20 protein-coding genes are annotated in these 18,985 nt (G+C 68.4%); 14 read left to right on the forward strand and 6 right to left on the reverse strand.

The features are described 5' to 3' along the window. Nucleotides 1–50 precede the first annotated feature (50 nt). The 3 genes from ACVCMB_RS13805 to ACVCMB_RS13815 all read right to left on the reverse strand — a co-directional run bounded on the left by ACVCMB_RS13805 (nt 51) and on the right by ACVCMB_RS13815 (nt 2,289). A complete protein-coding gene (locus ACVCMB_RS13805; protein WP_395121091.1) occupies nt 51–392 on the reverse strand; it encodes a hypothetical protein in 342 nt (113 codons plus the stop codon). Between the two features lie 91 nt (nt 393–483). Next, nucleotides 484–1,155 carry a glutathione S-transferase family protein gene (locus ACVCMB_RS13810; protein ID WP_447105417.1) on the reverse strand — a complete coding sequence of 224 codons (672 nt, stop codon included), beginning with the start codon at nt 1,153–1,155 and terminating at the stop codon, nt 484–486. A 216-nt stretch (nt 1,156–1,371) separates the two neighbouring features. Beyond that, nucleotides 1,372–2,289 (reverse strand): arginine deiminase-related protein, encoded by a 918-nt coding sequence (locus tag ACVCMB_RS13815; protein ID WP_447105418.1) that lies wholly within the window; start codon nt 2,287–2,289, stop codon nt 1,372–1,374. A 129-nt stretch (nt 2,290–2,418) separates the two neighbouring features. Between ACVCMB_RS13815 and ACVCMB_RS13820 the strand changes: the two genes are divergently transcribed. From ACVCMB_RS13820 to ACVCMB_RS13830, 3 genes are all read left to right on the forward strand, one after another. Next, nucleotides 2,419–2,721, forward strand: coding sequence for a DUF3247 family protein (locus ACVCMB_RS13820; RefSeq protein ID WP_395121096.1), 303 nt, complete (start codon nt 2,419–2,421; stop codon nt 2,719–2,721). Between the two features lie 75 nt (nt 2,722–2,796). Next, entirely contained in the window at nt 2,797–3,525 is a 729-nt protein-coding gene (locus tag ACVCMB_RS13825) for a hypothetical protein (RefSeq protein ID WP_447105419.1), read from the forward strand. Between the two features lie 68 nt (nt 3,526–3,593). Further along, complete coding sequence (locus ACVCMB_RS13830; RefSeq protein WP_447105420.1) at nt 3,594–4,043, forward strand: DUF6491 family protein; 450 nt, start codon at nt 3,594–3,596, stop codon at nt 4,041–4,043. A 14-nt stretch (nt 4,044–4,057) separates the two neighbouring features. On the opposite strand, the gene ACVCMB_RS13835 is transcribed toward ACVCMB_RS13830, so the two are convergent. Beyond that, on the reverse strand, nt 4,058–4,474 hold the full coding sequence (locus ACVCMB_RS13835; RefSeq protein WP_395121100.1) for a universal stress protein: 417 nt from the start codon (nt 4,472–4,474) through the stop codon (nt 4,058–4,060). A 228-nt stretch (nt 4,475–4,702) separates the two neighbouring features. Here ACVCMB_RS13835 and ACVCMB_RS13840 point away from each other — a divergent pair, with 228 nt between their 5' ends. The 8 genes from ACVCMB_RS13840 to ACVCMB_RS13875 all read left to right on the forward strand — a co-directional run bounded on the left by ACVCMB_RS13840 (nt 4,703) and on the right by ACVCMB_RS13875 (nt 10,129). Beyond that, the gene (locus ACVCMB_RS13840) at nt 4,703–5,161 is read left to right on the forward strand and encodes a hypothetical protein (protein WP_395121102.1); all 459 of its coding nucleotides are present in this window, start codon (nt 4,703–4,705) and stop codon (nt 5,159–5,161) included. Between the two features lie 105 nt (nt 5,162–5,266). After that, nucleotides 5,267–5,797 (forward strand): peroxiredoxin, encoded by a 531-nt coding sequence (locus ACVCMB_RS13845; RefSeq protein ID WP_395121104.1) that lies wholly within the window; start codon nt 5,267–5,269, stop codon nt 5,795–5,797. Beyond that, complete coding sequence (locus ACVCMB_RS13850) at nt 5,797–6,348, forward strand: hypothetical protein (RefSeq protein ID WP_447105421.1); 552 nt, start codon at nt 5,797–5,799, stop codon at nt 6,346–6,348. The genes ACVCMB_RS13845 and ACVCMB_RS13850 overlap by 1 nt, the downstream gene beginning before the upstream one ends. Nucleotides 6,349–6,422: 74 nt before the next feature. Continuing rightward, a complete protein-coding gene (locus ACVCMB_RS13855) occupies nt 6,423–7,301 on the forward strand; it encodes an energy transducer TonB (RefSeq protein ID WP_447105422.1) in 879 nt (292 codons plus the stop codon). 120 nt (nt 7,302–7,421) lie between these two features. Then, complete coding sequence (locus ACVCMB_RS13860; protein ID WP_447105423.1) at nt 7,422–8,207, forward strand: DUF2884 family protein; 786 nt, start codon at nt 7,422–7,424, stop codon at nt 8,205–8,207. Nucleotides 8,208–8,286: 79 nt separating this feature from the next. Then, nucleotides 8,287–8,862, forward strand: coding sequence for a DUF924 family protein (locus tag ACVCMB_RS13865; RefSeq protein ID WP_447105424.1), 576 nt, complete (start codon nt 8,287–8,289; stop codon nt 8,860–8,862). Nucleotides 8,863–8,908: 46 nt separating this feature from the next. After that, entirely contained in the window at nt 8,909–9,211 is a 303-nt protein-coding gene (locus tag ACVCMB_RS13870; RefSeq protein WP_447105425.1) for a DUF2845 domain-containing protein, read from the forward strand. Between the two features lie 75 nt (nt 9,212–9,286). After that, nucleotides 9,287–10,129 carry a mechanosensitive ion channel family protein gene (locus ACVCMB_RS13875; protein ID WP_395121114.1) on the forward strand — a complete coding sequence of 281 codons (843 nt, stop codon included), beginning with the start codon at nt 9,287–9,289 and terminating at the stop codon, nt 10,127–10,129. A 9-nt stretch (nt 10,130–10,138) separates the two neighbouring features. Here ACVCMB_RS13875 and ACVCMB_RS13880 read toward each other — a convergent pair whose 3' ends face one another. Together ACVCMB_RS13880 and ACVCMB_RS13885 are read right to left on the reverse strand one after the other, a co-directional pair. Further along, entirely contained in the window at nt 10,139–13,723 is a 3,585-nt protein-coding gene (locus ACVCMB_RS13880) for an ABC transporter permease/M1 family aminopeptidase (protein WP_447105426.1), read from the reverse strand. Between the two features lie 23 nt (nt 13,724–13,746). After that, nucleotides 13,747–14,631, reverse strand: a complete 885-nt coding sequence (locus tag ACVCMB_RS13885) for an ABC transporter ATP-binding protein (RefSeq protein ID WP_395121118.1) — start codon at nt 14,629–14,631, stop codon at nt 13,747–13,749. Nucleotides 14,632–14,863: 232 nt separating this feature from the next. Between ACVCMB_RS13885 and aceF the strand changes: the two genes are divergently transcribed. From aceF to dapB, 3 genes are all read left to right on the forward strand, one after another. After that, nucleotides 14,864–16,213, forward strand: coding sequence for a dihydrolipoyllysine-residue acetyltransferase (gene aceF / locus ACVCMB_RS13890; RefSeq protein WP_447105427.1), 1,350 nt, complete (start codon nt 14,864–14,866; stop codon nt 16,211–16,213). A gap of 14 nt (nt 16,214–16,227) precedes the next feature. After that, nucleotides 16,228–18,078, forward strand: coding sequence for a dihydrolipoyl dehydrogenase (gene lpdA / locus ACVCMB_RS13895; RefSeq protein WP_447105428.1), 1,851 nt, complete (start codon nt 16,228–16,230; stop codon nt 18,076–18,078). 103 nt (nt 18,079–18,181) lie between these two features. Then, on the forward strand, nt 18,182–18,982 hold the full coding sequence (dapB, locus tag ACVCMB_RS13900; RefSeq protein WP_447105429.1) for a 4-hydroxy-tetrahydrodipicolinate reductase: 801 nt from the start codon (nt 18,182–18,184) through the stop codon (nt 18,980–18,982). The last annotated feature ends 3 nt before the right edge of the window (nt 18,983–18,985 follow it).

The following is an 18,985-nucleotide window of genomic DNA, read 5'->3' on the forward strand; positions in this document are numbered from 1 at the left end:
CGACGCCGGCCATTACCGGTGCCGGGGCGGCTTGCGCGTGGTTCAGTGGTTCATTCGTCGTCGCTGCGGAATGCGCGACGCAACAGCAGGAACGCGCCGATGGTGCCGGCGATGATCGCGACCGTGGCCACCGGATGCCGCTGCACCTGGCGGCGTGCGCGGCGATAGCGGTAGTTCGCCTCGTCGGCGAGATCGCCGGCGACGCGCGTCAATTGCCGCCGGTAGTCGCTGCCGCGGTCGGAGAAGCGGTCGCGGATGCGCTGGCCGTGCCGGAACAGGCCACGCATCGCGCTGCCGGCGCCGTCGGCGTATTCGTGCGCACGGTCGCCGGCACGCTCGGCGGCGACCTCCGCGGCATCGCGAAGATGCTGCTCGATTTCCCGGTGATGCATGGCGGTCTCCTTCAGGTACAGCGGGAACGCCAATCTGCCTGTGGCGCCGTGACCACCGCGTAAAACCAGGTCGCCGTGACCGTCGCGCCGTTCAGCCGCCGAGCCGATACTCGCCGCCGCGCTGCAGCGCGCGCTGGTAGGCCGGCCGCGCATGGATGCGCTGCAGGAAGGCGGACAGCCGCGGATAACGTGCATCCAGCCCGCCGCGCGCAGCGAAGGCTTCCAGCGGAAAACTCAGCTGGATGTCCGCCACGCTGAAGCGGTCGCCGACGAACCAGTCGCGCTGGCCCAGCTCGCCTTCCATGTAGTCGAGATGGAGTTTCAGTTGCGGATCGACGAAACCGCGCTGCGCCGTACGCGCGATGCGCTTCGCCACCGGCCTGGCGTAGAACGGCATCGGCGCCGCCTCGACGCGCCGGAACACCAGCTTGAGCAGCAGCGGCGGCATCGCCGACCCTTCGGCGTAATGCAGCCAGTAGTTGCAGCGCAGCCGTTCGGGCGTGCCGTGCGCGGGAATCAGCGTGCCGGCGCCGTGGCGATCGGCCAGGTACTCGACGATCGCGCCGGATTCGGCCAGCGTGAGTTCGCCGTCCGTGATGACGGGCGACTTGCCCAGCGGGTGCACCGCGCGCAGCTCCGCCGGGGCCAGCATGGTCCCGGGATCGCGCAGGTAACGCTTGATCTCGTATGGCAGGCCGAGCTCTTCCAGCAGCCACAGGATGCGCTGCGAGCGCGAGTTGTCGAGATGATGGACGGTGATCACCCGTGCATCAGAACGTACCGCGCCGCCAGCTGCAAGCTCGGGGTTCCGGCACCGCGATCCGCGACAGCCCCGACACCCCGCGTTCGTCGGATGCCTCCACCGTCACCACGTACGTCGCGCCCTTGTTCAGTGCGTGCAGTTCCAGCCGCGTCGGCGGGCCCGCGAAGCGCTGATTCGTCTGGTGCTGGCGATCCGCGGAGATCTCCCGGCTCGCGATCAGTAGATCTCGCCCACGCAGCAGCGCAGGCTGCCGCCGGCCTTCTCGATCTCGCCCAGTTCCACTGCGCCGATGGTGAAGCCGTAACCGGCCAGCGCCGCGCGCTGTGCGCCGGTGAGCGAGGCGGCGGCGCGGGCGCTCATCCACACGCGCTCGTCGGAGAGCGTGATGGCGTTGCCGGCGAACGCCTGCTTCTGTGCCGGCGTCAGCCAGATCGCGCGATCGCCATACGCCGTGGCGATCGCCTGTGCCGCGGCCGGATCGCGGAAGCCATCGGCCGCGATGATCGCCGCGCGGCTGGCGAGCAGAGTCAGCAACACGTTGGTGTGGTATTCGGCGTCGGCCAGCTCGAAACAGTAGGTCAGGCGCAAGTCGAAAGCCTTGTGCATGGCTTGCGCGCCAGCCATGTCGCAGCGTTCGCTGAGGCCGCAGTAGCCGACGCCGCGGGCGCGGTCGATGACCAGCGAGCCGGTCAGTTCGGCGACCAGGCCCTCGCAGCCGGACAGGTCGATCTCGTCATAGCCCAGCACCTCGCCGAAGAAGGCGCGGATGTCGTGGCGTTCGGCCTCGCGCTGGCGCACCGGATGGCGCATGCGGCCGACGATCAGCCGCCCCGGCGCGGTGGCGAACACATTGTTGGGGAACACCGCGTCAGGCGTTGCCGGATCGCCGGGGAAGGTGATCACCGGCACATCCGCGCGCAGTGCCTGCGCCAGCGCTCCGTGCTGGGCCAGCGCCTTGAGCGGGTCGACCGCCAGGTTCATGTCCATGTAGCGGTTGTCGCGTGCCGATTCCGCCGTCAGGGCGAACTCTGCCGGGGCCACCAGATAGGCGGCGCGCGCCGTGGCGGCGGCGCCGTCCCGTGGCGCGAGTGTGGCGAAGGCGTGCAGGAATTCGCTGGGCGACGTGGTGATCAACGGGACGGCTCCATGGGTTCTCGCGGGCTGGCAGCATATCCGTTCCCGTCCCCGGGCGCGCTTCGTTGACGCGCCCTTGCCGCGGGCGCGGATAGGGTCGGGCCTCCACTGGTCAGTGAGGGCTGTCGCATGGGCCAAAACGCACCCAGCGTCCTCGTCCGCGAGGACGACATCGATCGACTGGAGGCACTGGTGCACCAGCTGCCTGCCAATGGCCACGTGGTGCTGTTGCTGAGCGATGGCAGCAGTTGCGACGGCGTGGTCAGCATGCGGCCCAGCGTGCAGGTGTTTCGCGACCCGCAGGGCCGCGAAGGCATCAACGCCGAGGTGCAGCTGGAGCGCCCGGATGTTCCGACGTGGCACCAGCGGGTATGGCTGGATCGGATCAGGCGGGTGGAGCACGTCGATTCGATCATGGCCAGCGAGAGCTGAAAGCATCCCGCGCGGTTGCACCGCGACCGCGGATCGTTCCAAGCTAGCCGCTGCCCTTCGCCTGGTATGCCGTCGATGAATCGCGTCCTGCTCCGTTGTGCCCCGCTGGCTTTCTGCGCCGTGCTGTTCGCCGGCTGTTCGCAAGGCCCGGGCACGCCCGAGCTCACCGCGCAACAGCAGAAAGCCGCGGCCGATGCCGCCACCGCGGCGCGCAACCTCGACACCTATCGCCAGTTGCTGAAACTGCACAACGACGAGATGGTGGTGACGATGGGCAAGGACATCGTGCAACGCTTCCCGCACAGCGATGCGGCGAAGGAAGTGATGCAGACGTTGCCCGCGATCGAGAAGCGCTACAAGGAAAACAGCGAAAAGAACCGGCTGGCCGCGCTGTGGACCTACCAGGTCGCGCCGATGGCCGGCGGCACGCAATCGACCGCCAGCATCTACAGCCAGGGCGACGACGGCGAGCCGGTGCGGCTGGTGCTGCGCCGGCATACCAGCTGGGGCCAGAGTGCCTTCCTCTATGGCAGCAAGCCAGGCTTCGTGTGCCGCGGCAACTGCACCATCACCGGCCAGGCCGACGGCAAGCCGGTGCGGATCAAGGCATTCGCCCCCGACGGCGGCGAACCGGCGCTGATGATCCGCGACGACAAGGCCTTCATCGCGCTGCTGGAGAAGACCCGCAAGCTGCAGCTGGACGTCACCCAGGTGGAGGGCACCAGGGATCGTCACCTGGTCTACGAAGTCGGCGGTTTCGACCCTGCCAGGTGGCAGCCGGTGCGCAAGGCGGGCAAGCGCTGAGCGTCGCGCGGTACACGTCACTGCGGGTTGGCGCGTTGTCCGTGATGTCTTTCCGTGGAGGATTCGCCATGTCCACTGTTCGTTCCTGCCTCGTTTTCGCGCTGGTTGCCGTGCTGGCCGCCTGCTCCAGCGTGCCCCTGGCGCAGCGCGAACGGCAGCGCGAGGCGGCATACGCCAGCGCGGCCGGTGCGCCGGTGCGCAGTTTCCATTTCTTCACCCTGTGGTCGTGGGAGCCGCTCGGCGACCACCAGGTGGTGGTCTACACCCGGCCGAGTCAGGCCTGGCTGCTCGACCTCGACGGCCCCTGCCAGAACCTGCCGTTCACGCAGGCGATCGGCCTTACCTCCAGTTCCGGCACCGTGTTCAGCCGCTTCGACAAGGTGCTGACCGGCGGGCCGTACGCGCCCTGCGTGATCTCGCAGATCCGGCCGATCGACGTCAGGCAACTGCACATCGCGCAGGAGACGCAGCGCAAGATCGACGCCAAACCGCGCGAGACGCCGGCGGCCGACCACTGAGAAAACCGCTGCCGTCAGCGCACGATCGTCACCGGCACGTGCGCGCGCGCCAGCACGTTGCCCGAAACCGAGCCCAGCAGCCAGCGCGCCAGTGCACCGCGTTCGGTGTGGCCGATCACGATGTGATCCACGCCGTGCTCGTCGACCTGGCTGAGCAGCACGTCGCCGGGGCTGCCGTGGGTCAGCTCGATGTCCACCAGCTGGGCCGAGTCCGGCACGATCGTGGCCAGTTCGGCCAGCAGTTCCTGCGCACGCTGGGTGCCGGAGTCGGCCATCATCAGCGCGCAGGCGTCGGCGCCGCCTTCGCTGACCTGCAGCACCCACACCACGCGCACGCGGCCGCCGGTGCAGCGGGCCAGCTCGACCGCGAACCGGAATGCCCGTTGCGACGCATCCGAGCCGTCGTAACCCACCAGGGAATACTTGATCATCTCGATCTCCTTGCGCTGCGAGGCCCACCCTACGGCGAGCGCACGCCGCGAGGCAACCGTCACGCCGCGGTGCGCCTGCAGATGAACGGTGGTTCATGACCCTGCACGCGATTGTCACGCCGCGATGCACACGATTCGCACGTCGTTGCCGCAGCGCAACGAGCGGGCGGCCGCCGTGGCCAGAGTTCGGTGCCGCCTTCCATCCCTGCATTACAAGGAGCAAAGTCCATGATCAAGTCCACCTTTGGAATGGCCGCCCTGGTGCTGGCCTGCGCCGGCGCGATGACCGTGCTGCCGGCCGGCAACGCCCATGCCGCCGACGCCAGCGTGAAATGCGACATGGTCTACAACCTGTCCGGCTGGTCGTTGCTGTACAAGCACGCCGAAGGCACCGGCAGCGTCACCTGTGACAACGGCCAGCACGCCAACGTCAAGATCACCGTGGTCGGCGGCGGTCTCACCGCGGGCAAGTACCGCATCAACAATGGCAAGGGCGAGATCAGCAACGTGCATGGCATCGCCGATGTCTTTGGCGACTACGCCCAGGCCGGCGCCGAGGCCGGCGTGGTGAAGAGCTCGCAGGCGCAGGTGCTGACCAAGGGCACCGTCTCGCTGGCGCTGGCCGGTACCGGCGAGGGCGTCAACCTGGGCGTCTCGGTGGGCAAGTTCACCATCAGTCGTCCCTGATCGTTTCCGCCAGGAAAGCCGCGAGGGCGCCCGTCGGGCGCCTTCGTCTTTTCAGCGGCGCTACACTGCGCAGGTCGCCCCGTTTTTCGTCGTGGAGAAACCGCCATGCGCCGCCTCGCCCGCCTCGTCATCCTGTCGCTGTTGTGCGCATTCGCGGCTCCGGTGTTTGCCGCCGGCCCGCAGGTCGGCCAGGCCGCCCCGGCGTTTCGCCTGCAGGACCAGGCCGGCCATTGGCGCAGCCCGGCCGACTACCACGGCCACTGGCTGGTGCTGTACTTCTATCCCAAGGATTTCACCCCCGGCTGCACCACCGAGGTATGCACTTTCCGCGACGACATCGCCAAGCTGCGCCAGGCCGGTGCCGACGTGGTCGGCGTGAGCCTGGATGACGTCAAGTCCCACGCCGAGTTCGCCGAGAAATACCACGTGCCATTCCCGCTGCTGTCCGACGCCGAGCGCACGGTCGCCACCGCCTACGGCGTGCTGACCTCGCGCATGGGCATGCACTACGCCAGGCGCACCACCTTCCTGATCGATCCGCAGGGCCACATCGCCAAGGTCTACACCGACGTCGACCCGGAGAAGAACTCCGCCCAGGTGCTGGCCGACCTGGCCACGCTGAAGGCGGCATCCTGATGCCGGTGGCGATGCGCGCGGAGCCGCTGTCGCGCGGTCGCCGGTTCATGCTGTGGCGTGTGCTGGTGTGGCTGTTGCTGCTGCTGGCGGCGTTCGGTTGCGTGCAGTATCTCAGCCACGCGCAACTGCTGTGGAGCCAGCGCCACGCCTACGCCGCCGGCAGCGCCGCCCTGCGCACGCTGCACCGGCTGCTGGCCTGGGATATCGCCTACCTGCTGGCCGCTTTCACGTTGATCGTGCTGTGCGCCGGCTGCATCCTGCGCCAGGCCTGGGCGCGCCCGGCGATGCGCGTGGCCGCCGCGGTACTGGCGCTGTGGATGCTGGCCAGCGGCGGCGCCATGCTGGCGCAATGGCCGCAGCTGCTGCAGGCCAGCCGCGACGCCCTGGGCCAACTGCACGACCAGGCCGCCCTGCAACAAGCCGTGCTGCACGCGCGCCGCAGCTACCTGCTGGCGTTGGTGCTGAAAGGCCTCGCCGTGCCGGTGCTGCTGTGGCTGAGCTGGCGGCTAGGCACGCCGGCGGTGCGCATGCAGTTTCACGCGCGGCGCTGAGAAGTCCGGCTGCGCAAAAGCCACGGAAGCATCTTCGGGCGAAACAGGCTGCCCGACAGCCAGGGGGAGAAACAATGAAGCGCTGCATGCTTGTCTTGTGCTGCATGATGTTGGCTGGCGTGGCCTTTGCGAACGGGCGCGACGACCTGCGCGACCGCGTGCAGGCGAGCATGCTGGTCACCGGCACGATCGAAGTCGCGCCGGACGGCAGTGTCGTGACATACACGGTCGATCACCCGGACAAGCTGCCACCGGTGGTGAAGGACTTGCTTGCCAAGGCCGTCCCGGCGTGGAGGTTCGAACCGGTGATGCGTGACGGCAAGGCGGTCGGAGCCAAGGCACCGATGGGGCTGCGCGTCGTGGCGAAGCCGGTGGGTCATGGCGGCTACGCCCTTGCCGTGGCCAGCAGCTGGTTCGGGCATTTGAACGACGAAGGCAGGCACGAGGCCGCGGCGGACGACTTCACGTACAAGCATCGGTTGTCGGTCGCGTACCCTTCCGATGCGGCGAGCGCCGGCGTATCCGGCACGGTGTATGCGCTGCTGAAAGTGGGCCGCGACGGCAAGGTCATCGACGCGGCGGCGGAGCAGGTGAATCTCCGCATTCGTGCCAGCGAGAGGGACATGGCGACATGGCGGAAAAAGCTGGCGGATGCTGCCTTGCGTGCCCTGCGACGCTACACATTCCATGTCCCCACGACGGGCCCGGATGCCGCCGAACCTTATTGGCTGGCCCGCGTCCCCGTGGATTTCGCTCTCCATGGATTCCATGCGCCGAAAGTTGCGCGGAAAGCGGATTACGGCCAATGGCAGCCCTACGTCCCGGGCCCGCTGCAGGAGCCGGACTGGGCCGACAAGCGCCGTCTCGCGGGGAGCCCGGATGCCACGCCCGAGGATGGGTCGCTGCTCGCCGACATGTCATTGCACCTGCTTGCACCGCTCGGTGGCAGCTGACCCGTTGCGCGGCGTGCGAGGCGTGCTGGCGAAGGCGCCTGAGCGGCGCGGTATTCCGTTCAGCACGGGTTGGCGGGTAGCTCGGTATCCATGCAGGTTGTCGTTTAAGGAAGATTGCCGATGCGCGTCCTGTTTTCAGCAGTGATCGCTGCCGCCGTGCTGGCGGCGATGCCCGTGCAGGCGCAGGACCTGGCGGCGACCTGCCACGCCAGCAGCAGCTATGACGTGACCCTGCAGCCGCAAGGCGTGCTGTTCGATCGCTCCACGCCGGCGCCGACGCGGGTGGAGCTGCACGACGGCAGCCTGCGCACGGATGGCGTGGCGGTGGTGTTGACGCCGCCGCAGCAGGATCGGCTGAGCGTGTTCCAGCGCGACCTGCAGGCGCTGGCGCCGCGGGTCCGCCAGGTGGCGCAGAGCGGCGTGGACATGGCGGCGCAGGCGTTGCGCGAGGAAGTGGCCGGGCTGGGCTTGGCGGCGGCGACCCGGGTCGAGTTCGACCGCCGGCTGGCCGCGCACGCGAGCGAACTGAAGCAGCGCATCGCGCGCAGCCAGAGCACGCACGACTGGCAAGGCGACCTGATCCAGCAGTATGCCAACCAGGTCAGCGCCGACCTGATGCCGCTGGTCGCCGGCGACCTCGGCCAGCAGGCGATCGACGCGGCGCTGGCCGGCGACCTGCAGAGTGCGGCAGACCTGCGCGATCGCGCCGGTTCATTGGTCACCACCTTGCAGCCGCGCCTGCAGCAACGCATGCAGGCGCTCCGTCCGCAGATCGAGGCGCTGTGTCCGTCGATCCAGCGCCTGGCGCGGTTGCAGCAAGGCTTGCACGACGCGCACGGCCAACCGTTGAACCTGCTGCATGTGGACGCGACCTCCGGCGCATCGGCGGCGGCGCCGGCGGATTGAATCGCCGCGCCGGCTTGCCCGTCGCGTGTCGCCACGTGAAGATGGACGTCCTTCATCGCAGGCTTCGGGCGAGGTGCGCATGGCCGTGCAACCGCGGGACGTTCTTGATTTCTGGTTCGACCTGGCGCATGCCGCGCACTGGTTTGCGAAGGATGCCGCGTTCGACGAGCAGATCCGTCGACGCTTTGCCGTAGCGGCCGACGACGCCGCGCAGGGGCGCCTCGATGCGTGGGCCAGCAACCCCGCTGACTGGCTGGCGCTGCTGATCCTGCTCGACCAGTTTCCGCGCAATCTCCATCGCGGCGATGCGCAGGCCTGGGCGGCCGACGTCAAGGCGCAGCGCATTGCCTTGTCGGGCCTGGCCGGCGGTTTCGATCAGGCACTGCCGCCGCTGCAGCGGGTGTTCGCCTACCTGCCACTGGAGCACGCCGAGGACATGGGCTTGCAGCAGCGCGCGGTGACCTTGTTCGAGGCGCTGCACGCGCAGGCGCCCGTTGCGGAGCGTGCCCGCTTTGCCGAATTCCTGGACTATGCTCGGCGCCATCGCGAGGTGATCGCGCGCTTCGGCCGCTTTCCGCATCGCAATGCCGTGCTGGGCCGCGACAGCACGGCCGCGGAACGGGAGTATCTGGCGCAACCGGGCGCAGGCTTCTGACCGACCTGCGCGAGCACAACCTCCATCACCGACCAGGGAGCAGGTCATGCGCAAGATTCTCATCGTTGTCCTCGGGTCCGCCCTCGGCACGGCCGCGCAGGCGTCCAGCACCTTGCGCGTCGGCAGCCAGGTGCTGGTGGCTGGCGACAGCCAGGAGCGGGTGGTCGAGCTGCTGGGCAAGCCCTCCTCGAAAGTGCATCCGCATCGCGCGCGACACTCGCGCCGGCGCGTGCAAGTGCTGGAGCGCACCGACGGCGGCGAGCGCTGGCGCTATCGGCGCGAGGGTCACATCACCGTGGTCACGATCGTGGATGGCCGCGTGGTCGACATCGACGACCGCAAACTCTGACGCGACGAGTCGCAAGCGTTTCCCTGATGGCCGATTTGCTAGGCTGTCGCGGCCTTGTCGCAACGAGTCGATGTCATGCACGATTTTCTGGAGCAACTGCTGGGCAGCACGCTTTCCGAGGGCGTCATCCAGGCCGGGCTGAACCTGCTGGTGGCACTGGTGATCCTGCTGGTCGGGATCTGGCTGGCGGCGCGGCTGGCCAATTTCAGCCAGCGCGCGCTGCAGCGCGCCGCGGTCGACGTCACGCTGGCCGGTTTCCTGCGCAACCTGATCTACGGCGTGCTGGTGGCGGTGCTGATCGTGATGGCGCTGACCAAGGCCGGCGTGCCCTCGGCACCGCTGGTGGCGGCGCTCGGCGCCGGCGGGCTGGCGATCGGCCTGGCCCTGCAGGGCTCGCTGAGCAACCTCGCGTGGGGCGTGCTGCTGGTGGTGTTCCGGCCGTTCCGCGTCGGTGACTACGTCAGTGCCGGTGGCACCGAAGGCACGGTGCAGAGCATCAACCTGATGCATACCCTTGTTCTGTTGCCGGACAACCGCGAGGCCACCTTGCCGAACGCGAAGATCGGCAGCGACGTCATCGTCAATTTCAACCGGCGCGGCACGCGGCGTTTCGAACTCAAGCTCGGCATCGGCCATCGCGACGATACCGACCAGGTGATGGCAGGGATCGTGCGCCTGCTCGAAGCGGACGCGCGCGTCCTGAAGGACCCCGCGCCGGGCGTGTGGATCGACAGCCTGGCCGGCCAGACGGTGAACCTGGTGGTGCGCGGCTGGACCTCGAGCGCCGACGGCTGGAACACGCAAACCGACCTGCTGCGTGCGATCAAGCGGCAGATCGACGCCGGCCAGATCAGCATCCCGACCGCGCCGCTGGATGTCCGGCTGATGGGCGATGCGGCGGCGTCCGCGCGGGACTGAGCGCGGACGCTACTGCAGCGTCACCGCACGCCGGTTGTCACTGGAGACCTTGTCGATCAGCTTGTTGTACGGGTCGATGCCGGCCACCGCGGGCTTGCCGTCGACGGTGACGGTGACGGTGCTGTCGCCGTCACCGACCATCCGTTTCTCCAGGTACAGCGGCTTGCCTTCGATGCCGGCGCCTGCGGGCGCGGCGAACACGCCGACCTCGATCGGGAAGTCGATCTTCCCGCGGGTTTCCTTGCCCTTGCCATCGACGTGGATCTTGCCGGCGTGCAGCTTCATGGTCACCTCGTACTTGCCGTCGGGCAGTTTCTTCGCGGTGGCGTCGGTCATGCGGTTGTCGAACAGGGTGATCTTCCAGAAGAAGTCGTCCAGCATCGGCTGCCACGTCGGGCCGAGGTACTTGCCCAGCGCGTCGACGAAGATCTTCGAGGTCACGTAGGGCGGCTGCTGGAAGCCGTAGTCGACGAGGAACTGCTTGAGGAAGGCGTCGAGCCTGTCCTCACCCACGTAGTCCTGCAGCGCGTAGAAGATCAGCGAGCCCTTGCGGTAGTGGATGTAGGGCTGGTTCTCCACCTTGGCCAGCGGCTCCTCGGCCACCTTCTCCGTGGCGCGTCCGGTGAGGTACATGTCCAGCTCGTACTTGAGGAACTTGCGCATGTGGTCGGCGCCGTACTTGTGCTTGAGCACCATCAGCGAGCTGTACTGCGACAGCGATTCGCTGAGCATGGTCGAGCCCTGCATGTCGGCGCCGATCACCCGGTGCGCCCACCACTGGTGCGCGATCTCGTGCGCGGTGACGTCATAGACGTAGTCGATGCGGCTCTTGTCGCGCAGGTCGGCGATGAATCCGATGGATTCGGAGAACGGAATGGTGTTGGCGAAACTCTGCGCGAACGCCATGTAGCCCGGGAACTCCAGGATGCGCAGCTGCTTGAACTGGTACGGCGTGTAGTGGCTGTCGTAGTAGGCAAGCGAATCGCGCGCGCTCTCCAGCATGCGGTCCACGTTGAAGGCATGCGCGGGGTCGTGATAGACCGACACCTTCACCCCGCCGACATCTTCGCTCTTCACGGCATAGCGCGCGGAAAGATAGGCGAAAAAGTTCAGCATCGGCTGCTGCATCACGTAATGGAAGTAGCGGCGATCGCCCTGCACCCACTCCTTCTGCAGCGTGCCCGGCGCCAGCGCGATCTGGTCGGCGGCCGTCGACACCGTGGTGTCGAAGCTGATCCAGTCGGCGTCGTGGCTGATGTAGGTGTTGGCGCGCGCGGCCTGGTCGCCCAGCGGCGGCATGCGCGGCACGTCGAGCCTGAGGCCGTACTTCCTGCGGTCATTGCGGTCGGTGAGCTGGAACCGACTCTGGTAGCCGAACTGGGGCAGCGTCTGGTTGTTGAAGAAGGTGCCGTTGTGCACCAGGAAGGTTTCGCCCGAGTCGTTGGTGAAGCCCCTGGGTGCGTAGTCGAGGGTGAAGTCGAAGGACATCGACGCGCCCGGCGCCAGCGGCGTCCTGAGCCGGTAGATGGTCACATTGAGGCGCTTGTCCTGCTTCACCGTGTCGTGCGGCGCGAAGTCCAGCGTCGTGGGCGCGAAGCCGTCGGCATGGTTCACGAACAGCTCGGTCACCGGCACCGCGAGCTTGTTGGTGAGGGTGTAGTGCCCGCGGATGAGCAGCTTGCGCTGGTAGGGGTAGATGTCCACGTCGGCCTTGACTGCCGTGATGCGCGGCTGCGGCATCGTGGCGTATTCCGCATAGCGCTTTTCGTAGTCGGCCTGTTCGCGTTTCTGCTCCGTGCTGCTGGTGTAGGTGTTGAGCACGTGGGTGTTGTAGTAGATGAAGCCGCCCAGCCCGGCGAAGCCGAGCAGCGACAACGTCAGCACCGCGGCCAGCGCCGGGTTCGCCCGCGCGCGCGCCTCGCGCAGGCGGCCGCGCCAGCCGGCACCGGTGCCGCGCACCCACAGCAGCGCGGCGAGCACCAGCAGGGCCAGCGCCAGGCAGCCCCAGTACGCGTTGAACCACAGCGCGCCGACGATGAAATGGCCGAAGCCGTTCATGTCCGAGTACGGCACGCTGGGCGCGCTGCCGTAGTTGTAGAGGTTATCTTCCCAATGCAGCAGGCTGAAAGCCAGTGAGCTGACCAGCCACAGGATGCTGAGCAGATACGCGGCGAACTTGTGGTTGCAGACCACCTGCAGGAACAGCGCCAGCGCCGCCACCAGCACGAACGGGATCGCGTACAACCCCAGCATGCGCAGATACAGCCACGGTTCGATATGCGTGTAGCCGTGGGCGAGTTGCCAGCCCATGCCGACCAGGGCGCCGGCAAGAAGCATCAAGACGATCACCGCAAGCAGCGCGCCGAGCTTCGCCAGCATCGCCACCCAGTCGGGCGCGGGGAAGGCGTCGCTCACTCCGGCCATGCCGTGCGTGCGTTCGCGCCACACCAGTTCGCCGGCGTAGAAGATCACCACGATCATCAGCGACAGGCTGAAACTGCCGTTGATGGTGGCGAGCACCTGGTGGGTGACCGGCCATACCGGCGTGCCGTAGACCAGGCCGGCCGTCGACAGCGAGACGAACATCACCGCCAGCGCCAGCAGCAGCAGCACCAGGAACGCGGCGCCGCGCAGCACGCCCAGCGTGTCGAACACGAACTGTGCACGCAGCTGCGCCAGTCGTGCGCGACGGTCGTTGCCGATGGAAACTTTCGGCAACGCGAGCGCGCTGCTGCCGGCCTGCGGGCGCAGCATCGGCGGCTCCGCGCGTTTCTTGCGCCGCGGCAGCTTCAGGCCTTCGCGGTCGGTGCGGAACAGCGCGAACGCAGCCACCAGCAGCAGCGCCGACACCGCCAGCCACAGCAGGCGGTTGAACAGCAGCACGCCATCCAGCGCGGGCAGCAGGTGGTTGGTCTGCTCGGCCGTCCAGTAGCGGGTGACCAGGCCAACGGTGCGCCCGCCGAAGGGATCGAGCATCGCCGCGAGCCAGCGGTTGTCGAGGTCGCGGCTGAGTGCGCCGACGATGCCTTGCAGCACGAAGTAGGCGATCACGCCGATGTAGCTGGCCAGCAGCGAGCGCGTGACCGTGGCCAGCAGGAACAGCAACGCGGCGATGAACAGCAGATTGGGCAGCACCAGCACGCCGAAGCCCCAGGCGTAGCCGCGCCAGTCGGGCGCGCCCATGCGCGCGGCGTCCACCCACGGCATCGCGCCGCCCAGCGCAATGGCCAGCGCGCAGGCGGCGAGGATCGCCACCAGCACCAGGTAGCCGGCCAGGAAGCGCCCGCCGAGGAAGGCCTTGCGGCTCATCGGCGTGGCGAACAGCAGCTCCGCCGTGTTCTGCTCGAAATCGCGCGTGGCGGCGGCGGCGATGAACACCACCACCAGCAGGATGCTGAACACCGTCATCACGTCGAGCAGGCGCGCGATCACCAGTGGCGCGTTGCGCGTCACGTTGCCGGTGGCGCCGGCCACCACGATGGCATCGGTGCTGGCCAGTGCGAAGGCGATGCCCACGGCGGCGGCGAGGATGACCCAGAACAGCGGCGCCCTGAGCTGCTGGCGCCATTCGAAGCGGAGGATTTCGAGCAACATGGCTTCCTTCCCGATGGGCGACGTCAGGCGGCGCGCGCGGTGGCCTGCGCGCGCAGGCGGCCGAAGTAGACGTCTTCCAGGTCCGGCGCCACCGGTTCGAAGCCCGCTTCGGGCCGCTCGTCGGCGAGCACGTGCAGCAGGGTGCGCCCCGCGGCGAGGCGCGTGGAGAGGATGTTCATGCGCGCGCGGTAGCCGTCCAGCTCGGCCTTGTCGATGCTGCGCCGCCAGACCCTGCCCTCCAGCGCACGGATCGCCTCGTACGGTTCGCCGGTCAGCAGCACCTGGCCCTGGCCGATGATCGCCATGCGCGAGCACAGGTCGGTGACGTCCTCCACGATGTGGGTGGACAGGATCACCACCATCCGCTCGCCCAGCTCGGCGAGCAGGTTGAGGAAGCGGTTGCGTTCTTCCGGATCGAGGCCCGCGGTGGGCTCGTCGACGATGATCAGGCGCGGTTCGCCGATCAGCGCCTGGGCAATGCCGAAGCGCTGGCGCATGCCGCCGGAGTAGGTGCCGAGCTTGCGCTTGCGCACGTCCCACAGATTGACCTGGCGCAGCAGCGCCTCGACCAGCTCGCGCCGCTCGCCCTTCACGGTGACGCCCTTGAGCACGGCGAAGTGCTCCAGCATGGCCTCGGCCGAGACTTTCGGATACACGCCGAACTCCTGCGGCAGATAGCCAAGCAGGCGGCGGGTGGCCTGCTTGTCGGCGAGCAGGTCCATGCCGTCCAGCGTGATGGTGCCTTCGTCCGGGTCCTGCAGCGTGGCGATGGTGCGCATCAGCGAGGACTTGCCCGCGCCGTTGGGACCGAGCAGGCCGAACATGCCGGCCGGGATGTCCAGCGACACGCCGCGCAGCGCCCGGACGCCATTGGCGTAGGTCTTGGAAAGGTCACGCAGGATCAGCATCGAGAAGGTTCCTGTGCCGCGTGCTGCGGCTTGTCATGGCATCAGGGTAGGGCACGAACGCGAACGCCGCGCCCGCTCAAGGTAATGCATACGCCTGCGAATGGAAGGTGCCGTTGGTATGGCCCGGAATGGCGCCGCCCGGGCGCACCGCGCGCGCCTTGGTTATGATTGACGTCTTGACTGGCGCCGCGCCATCCCCGAGCGCCGCACCAAAAGCCTTGCAGGAGTCATCATGGCCGACCTCAAAGAAGCCCGCGTCCCCGACATCGGCCACGACGGCGTGCCCGTCATCGAAGTACTGGTCAAGGCCGGCGACAGGGTCGAGAAGGACCAGAGCCTGGTCACGCTTGAATCGGACAAGGCCACGATGGAAGTGCCCGCGCCGTTCGCCGGCACCATCAAGGAGATGAAGCTCAAGGTGGGCGACGAGGTTTCCGAGGGTGCGGTGATCGCCCTCATCGAAGCCGACGGCGCAGCCGCCGAAGCGCCTGCCGCCAAGCCCGCCGCCGCAGCGCCGGCGCCGGCGGCGCCCGCGCCTGCCCCGGCCCCCGCCGAACCGAAGCCCGCCCCCGTCGCCGCCCCGGCCGCCCAGCCGGGCCACGCGCCCGAAGGCGACGTGTCGCCGCAGGCGCGCCCGCCGATGGATGCCAGCATCGTGATGCCCGGCGACGCGCCGTACGCCAGTCCCGCCGTGCGCGCCTTCGCGCGCGAGCTGGGCGTGGACATCCGCCAGGTCAAGGGCAGCGGCCGTGGTGGGCGCATCCAGCGCGACGATGTCAGCGGCTATGTCAAGCATGCGCTGGCCTCCGGCGCGCGGCCGTCGAGCGGGGCCAGCGCTGCGGTCGGCGGCCTCAGCCTGCTGCCGTGGCCGAAGGTCGACTTCGCCAAGTTCGGCGCGATCGAGGAGAAGCCGCTGTCGCGCATCCAGAAGATCTCCGGCGCGAACCTGGCGCGCAACTGGGCGATGATCCCGCACGTCACCCAGCACGAGGACGCCGACATCACCGAGATGGAGGCGTTCCGCAAGCAGCTCGGCGCCGAGAACAACGACCTCAAGATCAGCCCGCTGGTGTTCCAGATCAAGGCGGTGGTGGCCGCGCTGAAGGCGTTCCCGCAATTCAACGCCTCGCTCGACGACTCGGGCGAGAAGCTGATCCTGAAGAAGTATTTCCACATCGGCATCGCGGTGGACACGCCCGACGGCCTGGTGGTGCCGGTGATCCGCGATTGCGACAAGAAGGGCCTGCTCGACCTGGCCCGCGACCTGGCCGAGATCTCGAAGAAGGCGCGCGACAAGAAGCTCGGCCCGGCCGAGATGTCCGGCGGCTGCTTCTCGATAAGCTCGCTCGGCGGCATCGGCGGTACCTACTTCACGCCGATCGTCAACGCGCCGGAAGTGGCCATCCTCGGCGTCTCCAAGTCGGTGACCAAGCCGGTGTGGAACGGCAAGGAATTCGCGCCGCGGCTGATCCTGCCGCTGTCGCTGTCGTACGACCATCGGGTGATCGACGGCGCGCTCGCCGCGCGCTTCGCCAGCTTCCTCGCCAATCAGCTCGGCGACATCCGCCGGCTGCTGCTCTGACGGGGGCGATGACCATGGCGAACACGATCGAGATCAAGGTTCCCGACATCGGCGGCCACGACAGCGTGCCGGTGATCGAAGTGCTGGTGAAAGTCGGCGACACGGTGGCGACGGAACAGAGCCTGATCACGCTGGAGTCGGACAAGGCGACCATGGAGATTCCTTCCAGCGCCGCCGGCGTGATCAGGGAGCTGAAGCTCAAGGTGGGCGACGAGGTTTCCGAGGGTGCGGTGATCGCCGTATTGGAAACCGACGGCGCAGCCGTCTCGCCGTCCCCCTCTCCCGCTTCGGGAGAGGGCAGGGGTGAGGGTGCGGGGTCGCCGGGCAGCCCCAACGAAGAAGCGACCAAGAGCAGCCAGCCTCCTGCGAGCACCCGCCCCTCACCTCAATCTTCTCTCCAGGGGAGAGAGGAAGCGAAGGCGCCGCAGGCGGCAGCGGCATCGTCCAAGCCCGCCGACATCGAGTGTCAGCTGGTCGTGCTCGGCTCCGGCCCCGGCGGCTACTCGGCCGCGTTCCGCGCCGCCGACCTCGGCGTCGACACCGTGATGGTGGAGCGCTATGGCACGCTCGGCGGCGTCTGCCTCAACGTGGGCTGCATCCCGTCCAAGGCGCTGCTGCATGCCGCGGCGGTGATCGACGAGGCCGCGGCGATGGCCGCGCACGGCGTCAGCTTCGGCGCACCGAAAATCGACCTCGACAAGCTGCGCGGCTTCAAGAGCAAGGTGGTCGGCCAGCTCACCGGCGGCCTCGCCACGATGGCGAAGCAGCGCAAGGTGCGCACGCTCGTGGGCACCGGCATGTTCGTGTCGCCGCACGAGATGGAAGTCCAGACGGCCGAAGGCACGAAGCTGATCCGCTTCGAGCACGCGATCATCGCTGCCGGTTCGCAGTCGGTGAAGCTCCCGGCGTTCCCGTGGGACGACGAGCGCGTGGTGGATTCCACCGGCGCGCTGGAACTCAAGGACGTGCCGAAGAACCTGCTGGTCGTCGGCGGCGGCATCATCGGCCTGGAAATGGCCACGGTGTACTCGGCGCTGGGCAGCGCGGTGACCGTGGTTGAGTTCATGGACCAGCTGATCCCCGGCGCCGACGCCGACCTGATCAGGCCGCTGGCCAAGCGGCTGGGCAGCAGGCTCAAGGGCGTGCACCTGAAGACCAAAGTGGTCAGCGCCAAGGCGACGAAGAAGGGCATCGAGGTCGGCTACGAGGGCGACAGCATCCCCGAGACCACGCTGTTCGACCGCGTGCTGGTCGCGGTGGGCCGCTCGCCGAACGGCAACAAGATCGGCGCGGACAAGGCCGGCGTGGCGGTGAGCGAGCGCGGCTTCATCAACGTCGACACGCAGATGCGCACCAACGTGCCGCACATCTACGCCATCGGCGACCTGGTCGGCCAGCCGATGCTGGCGCACAAGGCCACCCACGAGGCGCACGTCGCGGCGCAGGCCGTGGCCGGGCAGAAGAGCCACTTCGACGCGCGGGTGATCCCGTCGGTCGCCTACACCGACCCGGAAATCGCCTGGGTCGGCGTGACCGAGCGCGAGGCGAAGGAGAAGGGCCTGAAGGTCGGCGTCGGCAAGTTCCCGTGGGGCGCCTCGGGCCGTGCCATCGGCATCGACCGCACCGAGGGTTTCACCAAGCTGATCTTCGACGAAGACACCCACCGCATCGTCGGCGCCGGCATCGTCGGCGTGCACGCCGGCGACCTGATCTCCGAGCTGGCGCTGGCGATCGAGATGGGTGCCGAGGCGGCCGACATCGCGCTCACCATCCACCCGCACCCGACCCTGGGCGAGTCGGTCGGCATGGCGGCGGAAGTCTACGAAGGCACCATCACCGACCTGTACCTGCCGAAGAAGAAGTAGGCAGGGCGGTGGCGGAAAGCGGAAGCCCGGGGTGATCCGGGTTTTTCCGCGGGCAGATCCGAAGGTAGCGCGAGCGCCGGGCGCTCAAGGCAGCGAGGCCGCCATGTCATTGAAGGTATGCGTCGCCGGCGCCACGGGATGGGCCGGCTCCGAACTCGCCCGTGGCATCGCCGCGGCCGGGGACCTGGCACTGCTGAGCGCGGTGTCGCGTCGCCATGCCGGGCAGCTGCTCGGTGACGTGCTGGGCGAACCGCGGCTGGCGGCGCCGGTGTTCGCCACGACCACCGAGGCACTGGCGCAACCCTGCGACGTGTTCGTCGAGTACACCCATCCGGACAGCGCCAAGGCGAACATCCTCGCTGCGCTGGAGCAGGGCGCGCACGTGGTGGTGGGCACCTCGGGCCTCACCGACGCGGATTACGCGCAGATCGACGCGCTGGCGCGCGAGCGGCGGCGCGGCGTGCTGGCCTGCGGCAACTTCGCGCTGACCGCGGTGCTGCTGATGAAGTTCGCCGAGATGGCGGCCAAGCTGATCCCGCAGTGGGAACTCATCGACTACGCCGGCGCCGGCAAGCCGGACGCGCCCAGCGGCACCGTGCGCGAGCTGGCCACGCGCATGGGCAAGGTGCGCCAGCCGCAGCTGGAGGTGCCGCTGGAGCGGACGGTCGGCCTGCGCGAGACGCGTGGCGGCACGCTGGCCGGCAGCCAGGTGCACGCGTTGCGCCTGCCCGGTTTCGTGCTCGGCGCCGAGGCGATCTTCGGCCTGCCGGACCAGACCCTGACGATCCGCCACAACGCCGGCAGCAGCGCCAAGCCCTACGTGGACGGCGCGCTGCTGGCGATCCGCAAGGTGCCCGGCCTGCTCGGCCTGCACCGCGGGCTGGACGCCGTGCTGGATCTGTAGGAG

The organism is Rhodanobacter sp. UC4443_H10, assembly GCF_052978325.1.

What these genes read in the sequence shown, in the direction of transcription:
- ACVCMB_RS13805 (WP_395121091.1), bottom strand. Translation starts at nt 392, where the DNA reads ATGCATCACCGGGAAATCGAGCAGCATCTTCGCGATGCCGCGGAGGTC.
- ACVCMB_RS13820 (WP_395121096.1), top strand. Translation starts at nt 2,419, where the DNA reads ATGGGCCAAAACGCACCCAGCGTCCTCGTCCGCGAGGACGACATCGAT.
- ACVCMB_RS13825 (WP_447105419.1), top strand. Translation starts at nt 2,797, where the DNA reads ATGAATCGCGTCCTGCTCCGTTGTGCCCCGCTGGCTTTCTGCGCCGTG.
- ACVCMB_RS13830 (WP_447105420.1), top strand. Translation starts at nt 3,594, where the DNA reads ATGTCCACTGTTCGTTCCTGCCTCGTTTTCGCGCTGGTTGCCGTGCTG.
- ACVCMB_RS13835 (WP_395121100.1), bottom strand. Translation starts at nt 4,474, where the DNA reads ATGATCAAGTATTCCCTGGTGGGTTACGACGGCTCGGATGCGTCGCAA.
- ACVCMB_RS13840 (WP_395121102.1), top strand. Translation starts at nt 4,703, where the DNA reads ATGATCAAGTCCACCTTTGGAATGGCCGCCCTGGTGCTGGCCTGCGCC.
- ACVCMB_RS13845 (WP_395121104.1), top strand. Translation starts at nt 5,267, where the DNA reads ATGCGCCGCCTCGCCCGCCTCGTCATCCTGTCGCTGTTGTGCGCATTC.
- ACVCMB_RS13850 (WP_447105421.1), top strand. Translation starts at nt 5,797, where the DNA reads ATGCCGGTGGCGATGCGCGCGGAGCCGCTGTCGCGCGGTCGCCGGTTC.
- ACVCMB_RS13855 (WP_447105422.1), top strand. Translation starts at nt 6,423, where the DNA reads ATGAAGCGCTGCATGCTTGTCTTGTGCTGCATGATGTTGGCTGGCGTG.
- ACVCMB_RS13860 (WP_447105423.1), top strand. Translation starts at nt 7,422, where the DNA reads ATGCGCGTCCTGTTTTCAGCAGTGATCGCTGCCGCCGTGCTGGCGGCG.
- ACVCMB_RS13865 (WP_447105424.1), top strand. Translation starts at nt 8,287, where the DNA reads ATGGCCGTGCAACCGCGGGACGTTCTTGATTTCTGGTTCGACCTGGCG.
- ACVCMB_RS13870 (WP_447105425.1), top strand. Translation starts at nt 8,909, where the DNA reads ATGCGCAAGATTCTCATCGTTGTCCTCGGGTCCGCCCTCGGCACGGCC.
- ACVCMB_RS13875 (WP_395121114.1), top strand. Translation starts at nt 9,287, where the DNA reads ATGCACGATTTTCTGGAGCAACTGCTGGGCAGCACGCTTTCCGAGGGC.
- ACVCMB_RS13880 (WP_447105426.1), bottom strand. Translation starts at nt 13,723, where the DNA reads ATGTTGCTCGAAATCCTCCGCTTCGAATGGCGCCAGCAGCTCAGGGCG.
- ACVCMB_RS13885 (WP_395121118.1), bottom strand. Translation starts at nt 14,631, where the DNA reads ATGCTGATCCTGCGTGACCTTTCCAAGACCTACGCCAATGGCGTCCGG.
- aceF (WP_447105427.1), top strand. Translation starts at nt 14,864, where the DNA reads ATGGCCGACCTCAAAGAAGCCCGCGTCCCCGACATCGGCCACGACGGC.
- lpdA (WP_447105428.1), top strand. Translation starts at nt 16,228, where the DNA reads ATGGCGAACACGATCGAGATCAAGGTTCCCGACATCGGCGGCCACGAC.
- dapB (WP_447105429.1), top strand. Translation starts at nt 18,182, where the DNA reads ATGTCATTGAAGGTATGCGTCGCCGGCGCCACGGGATGGGCCGGCTCC.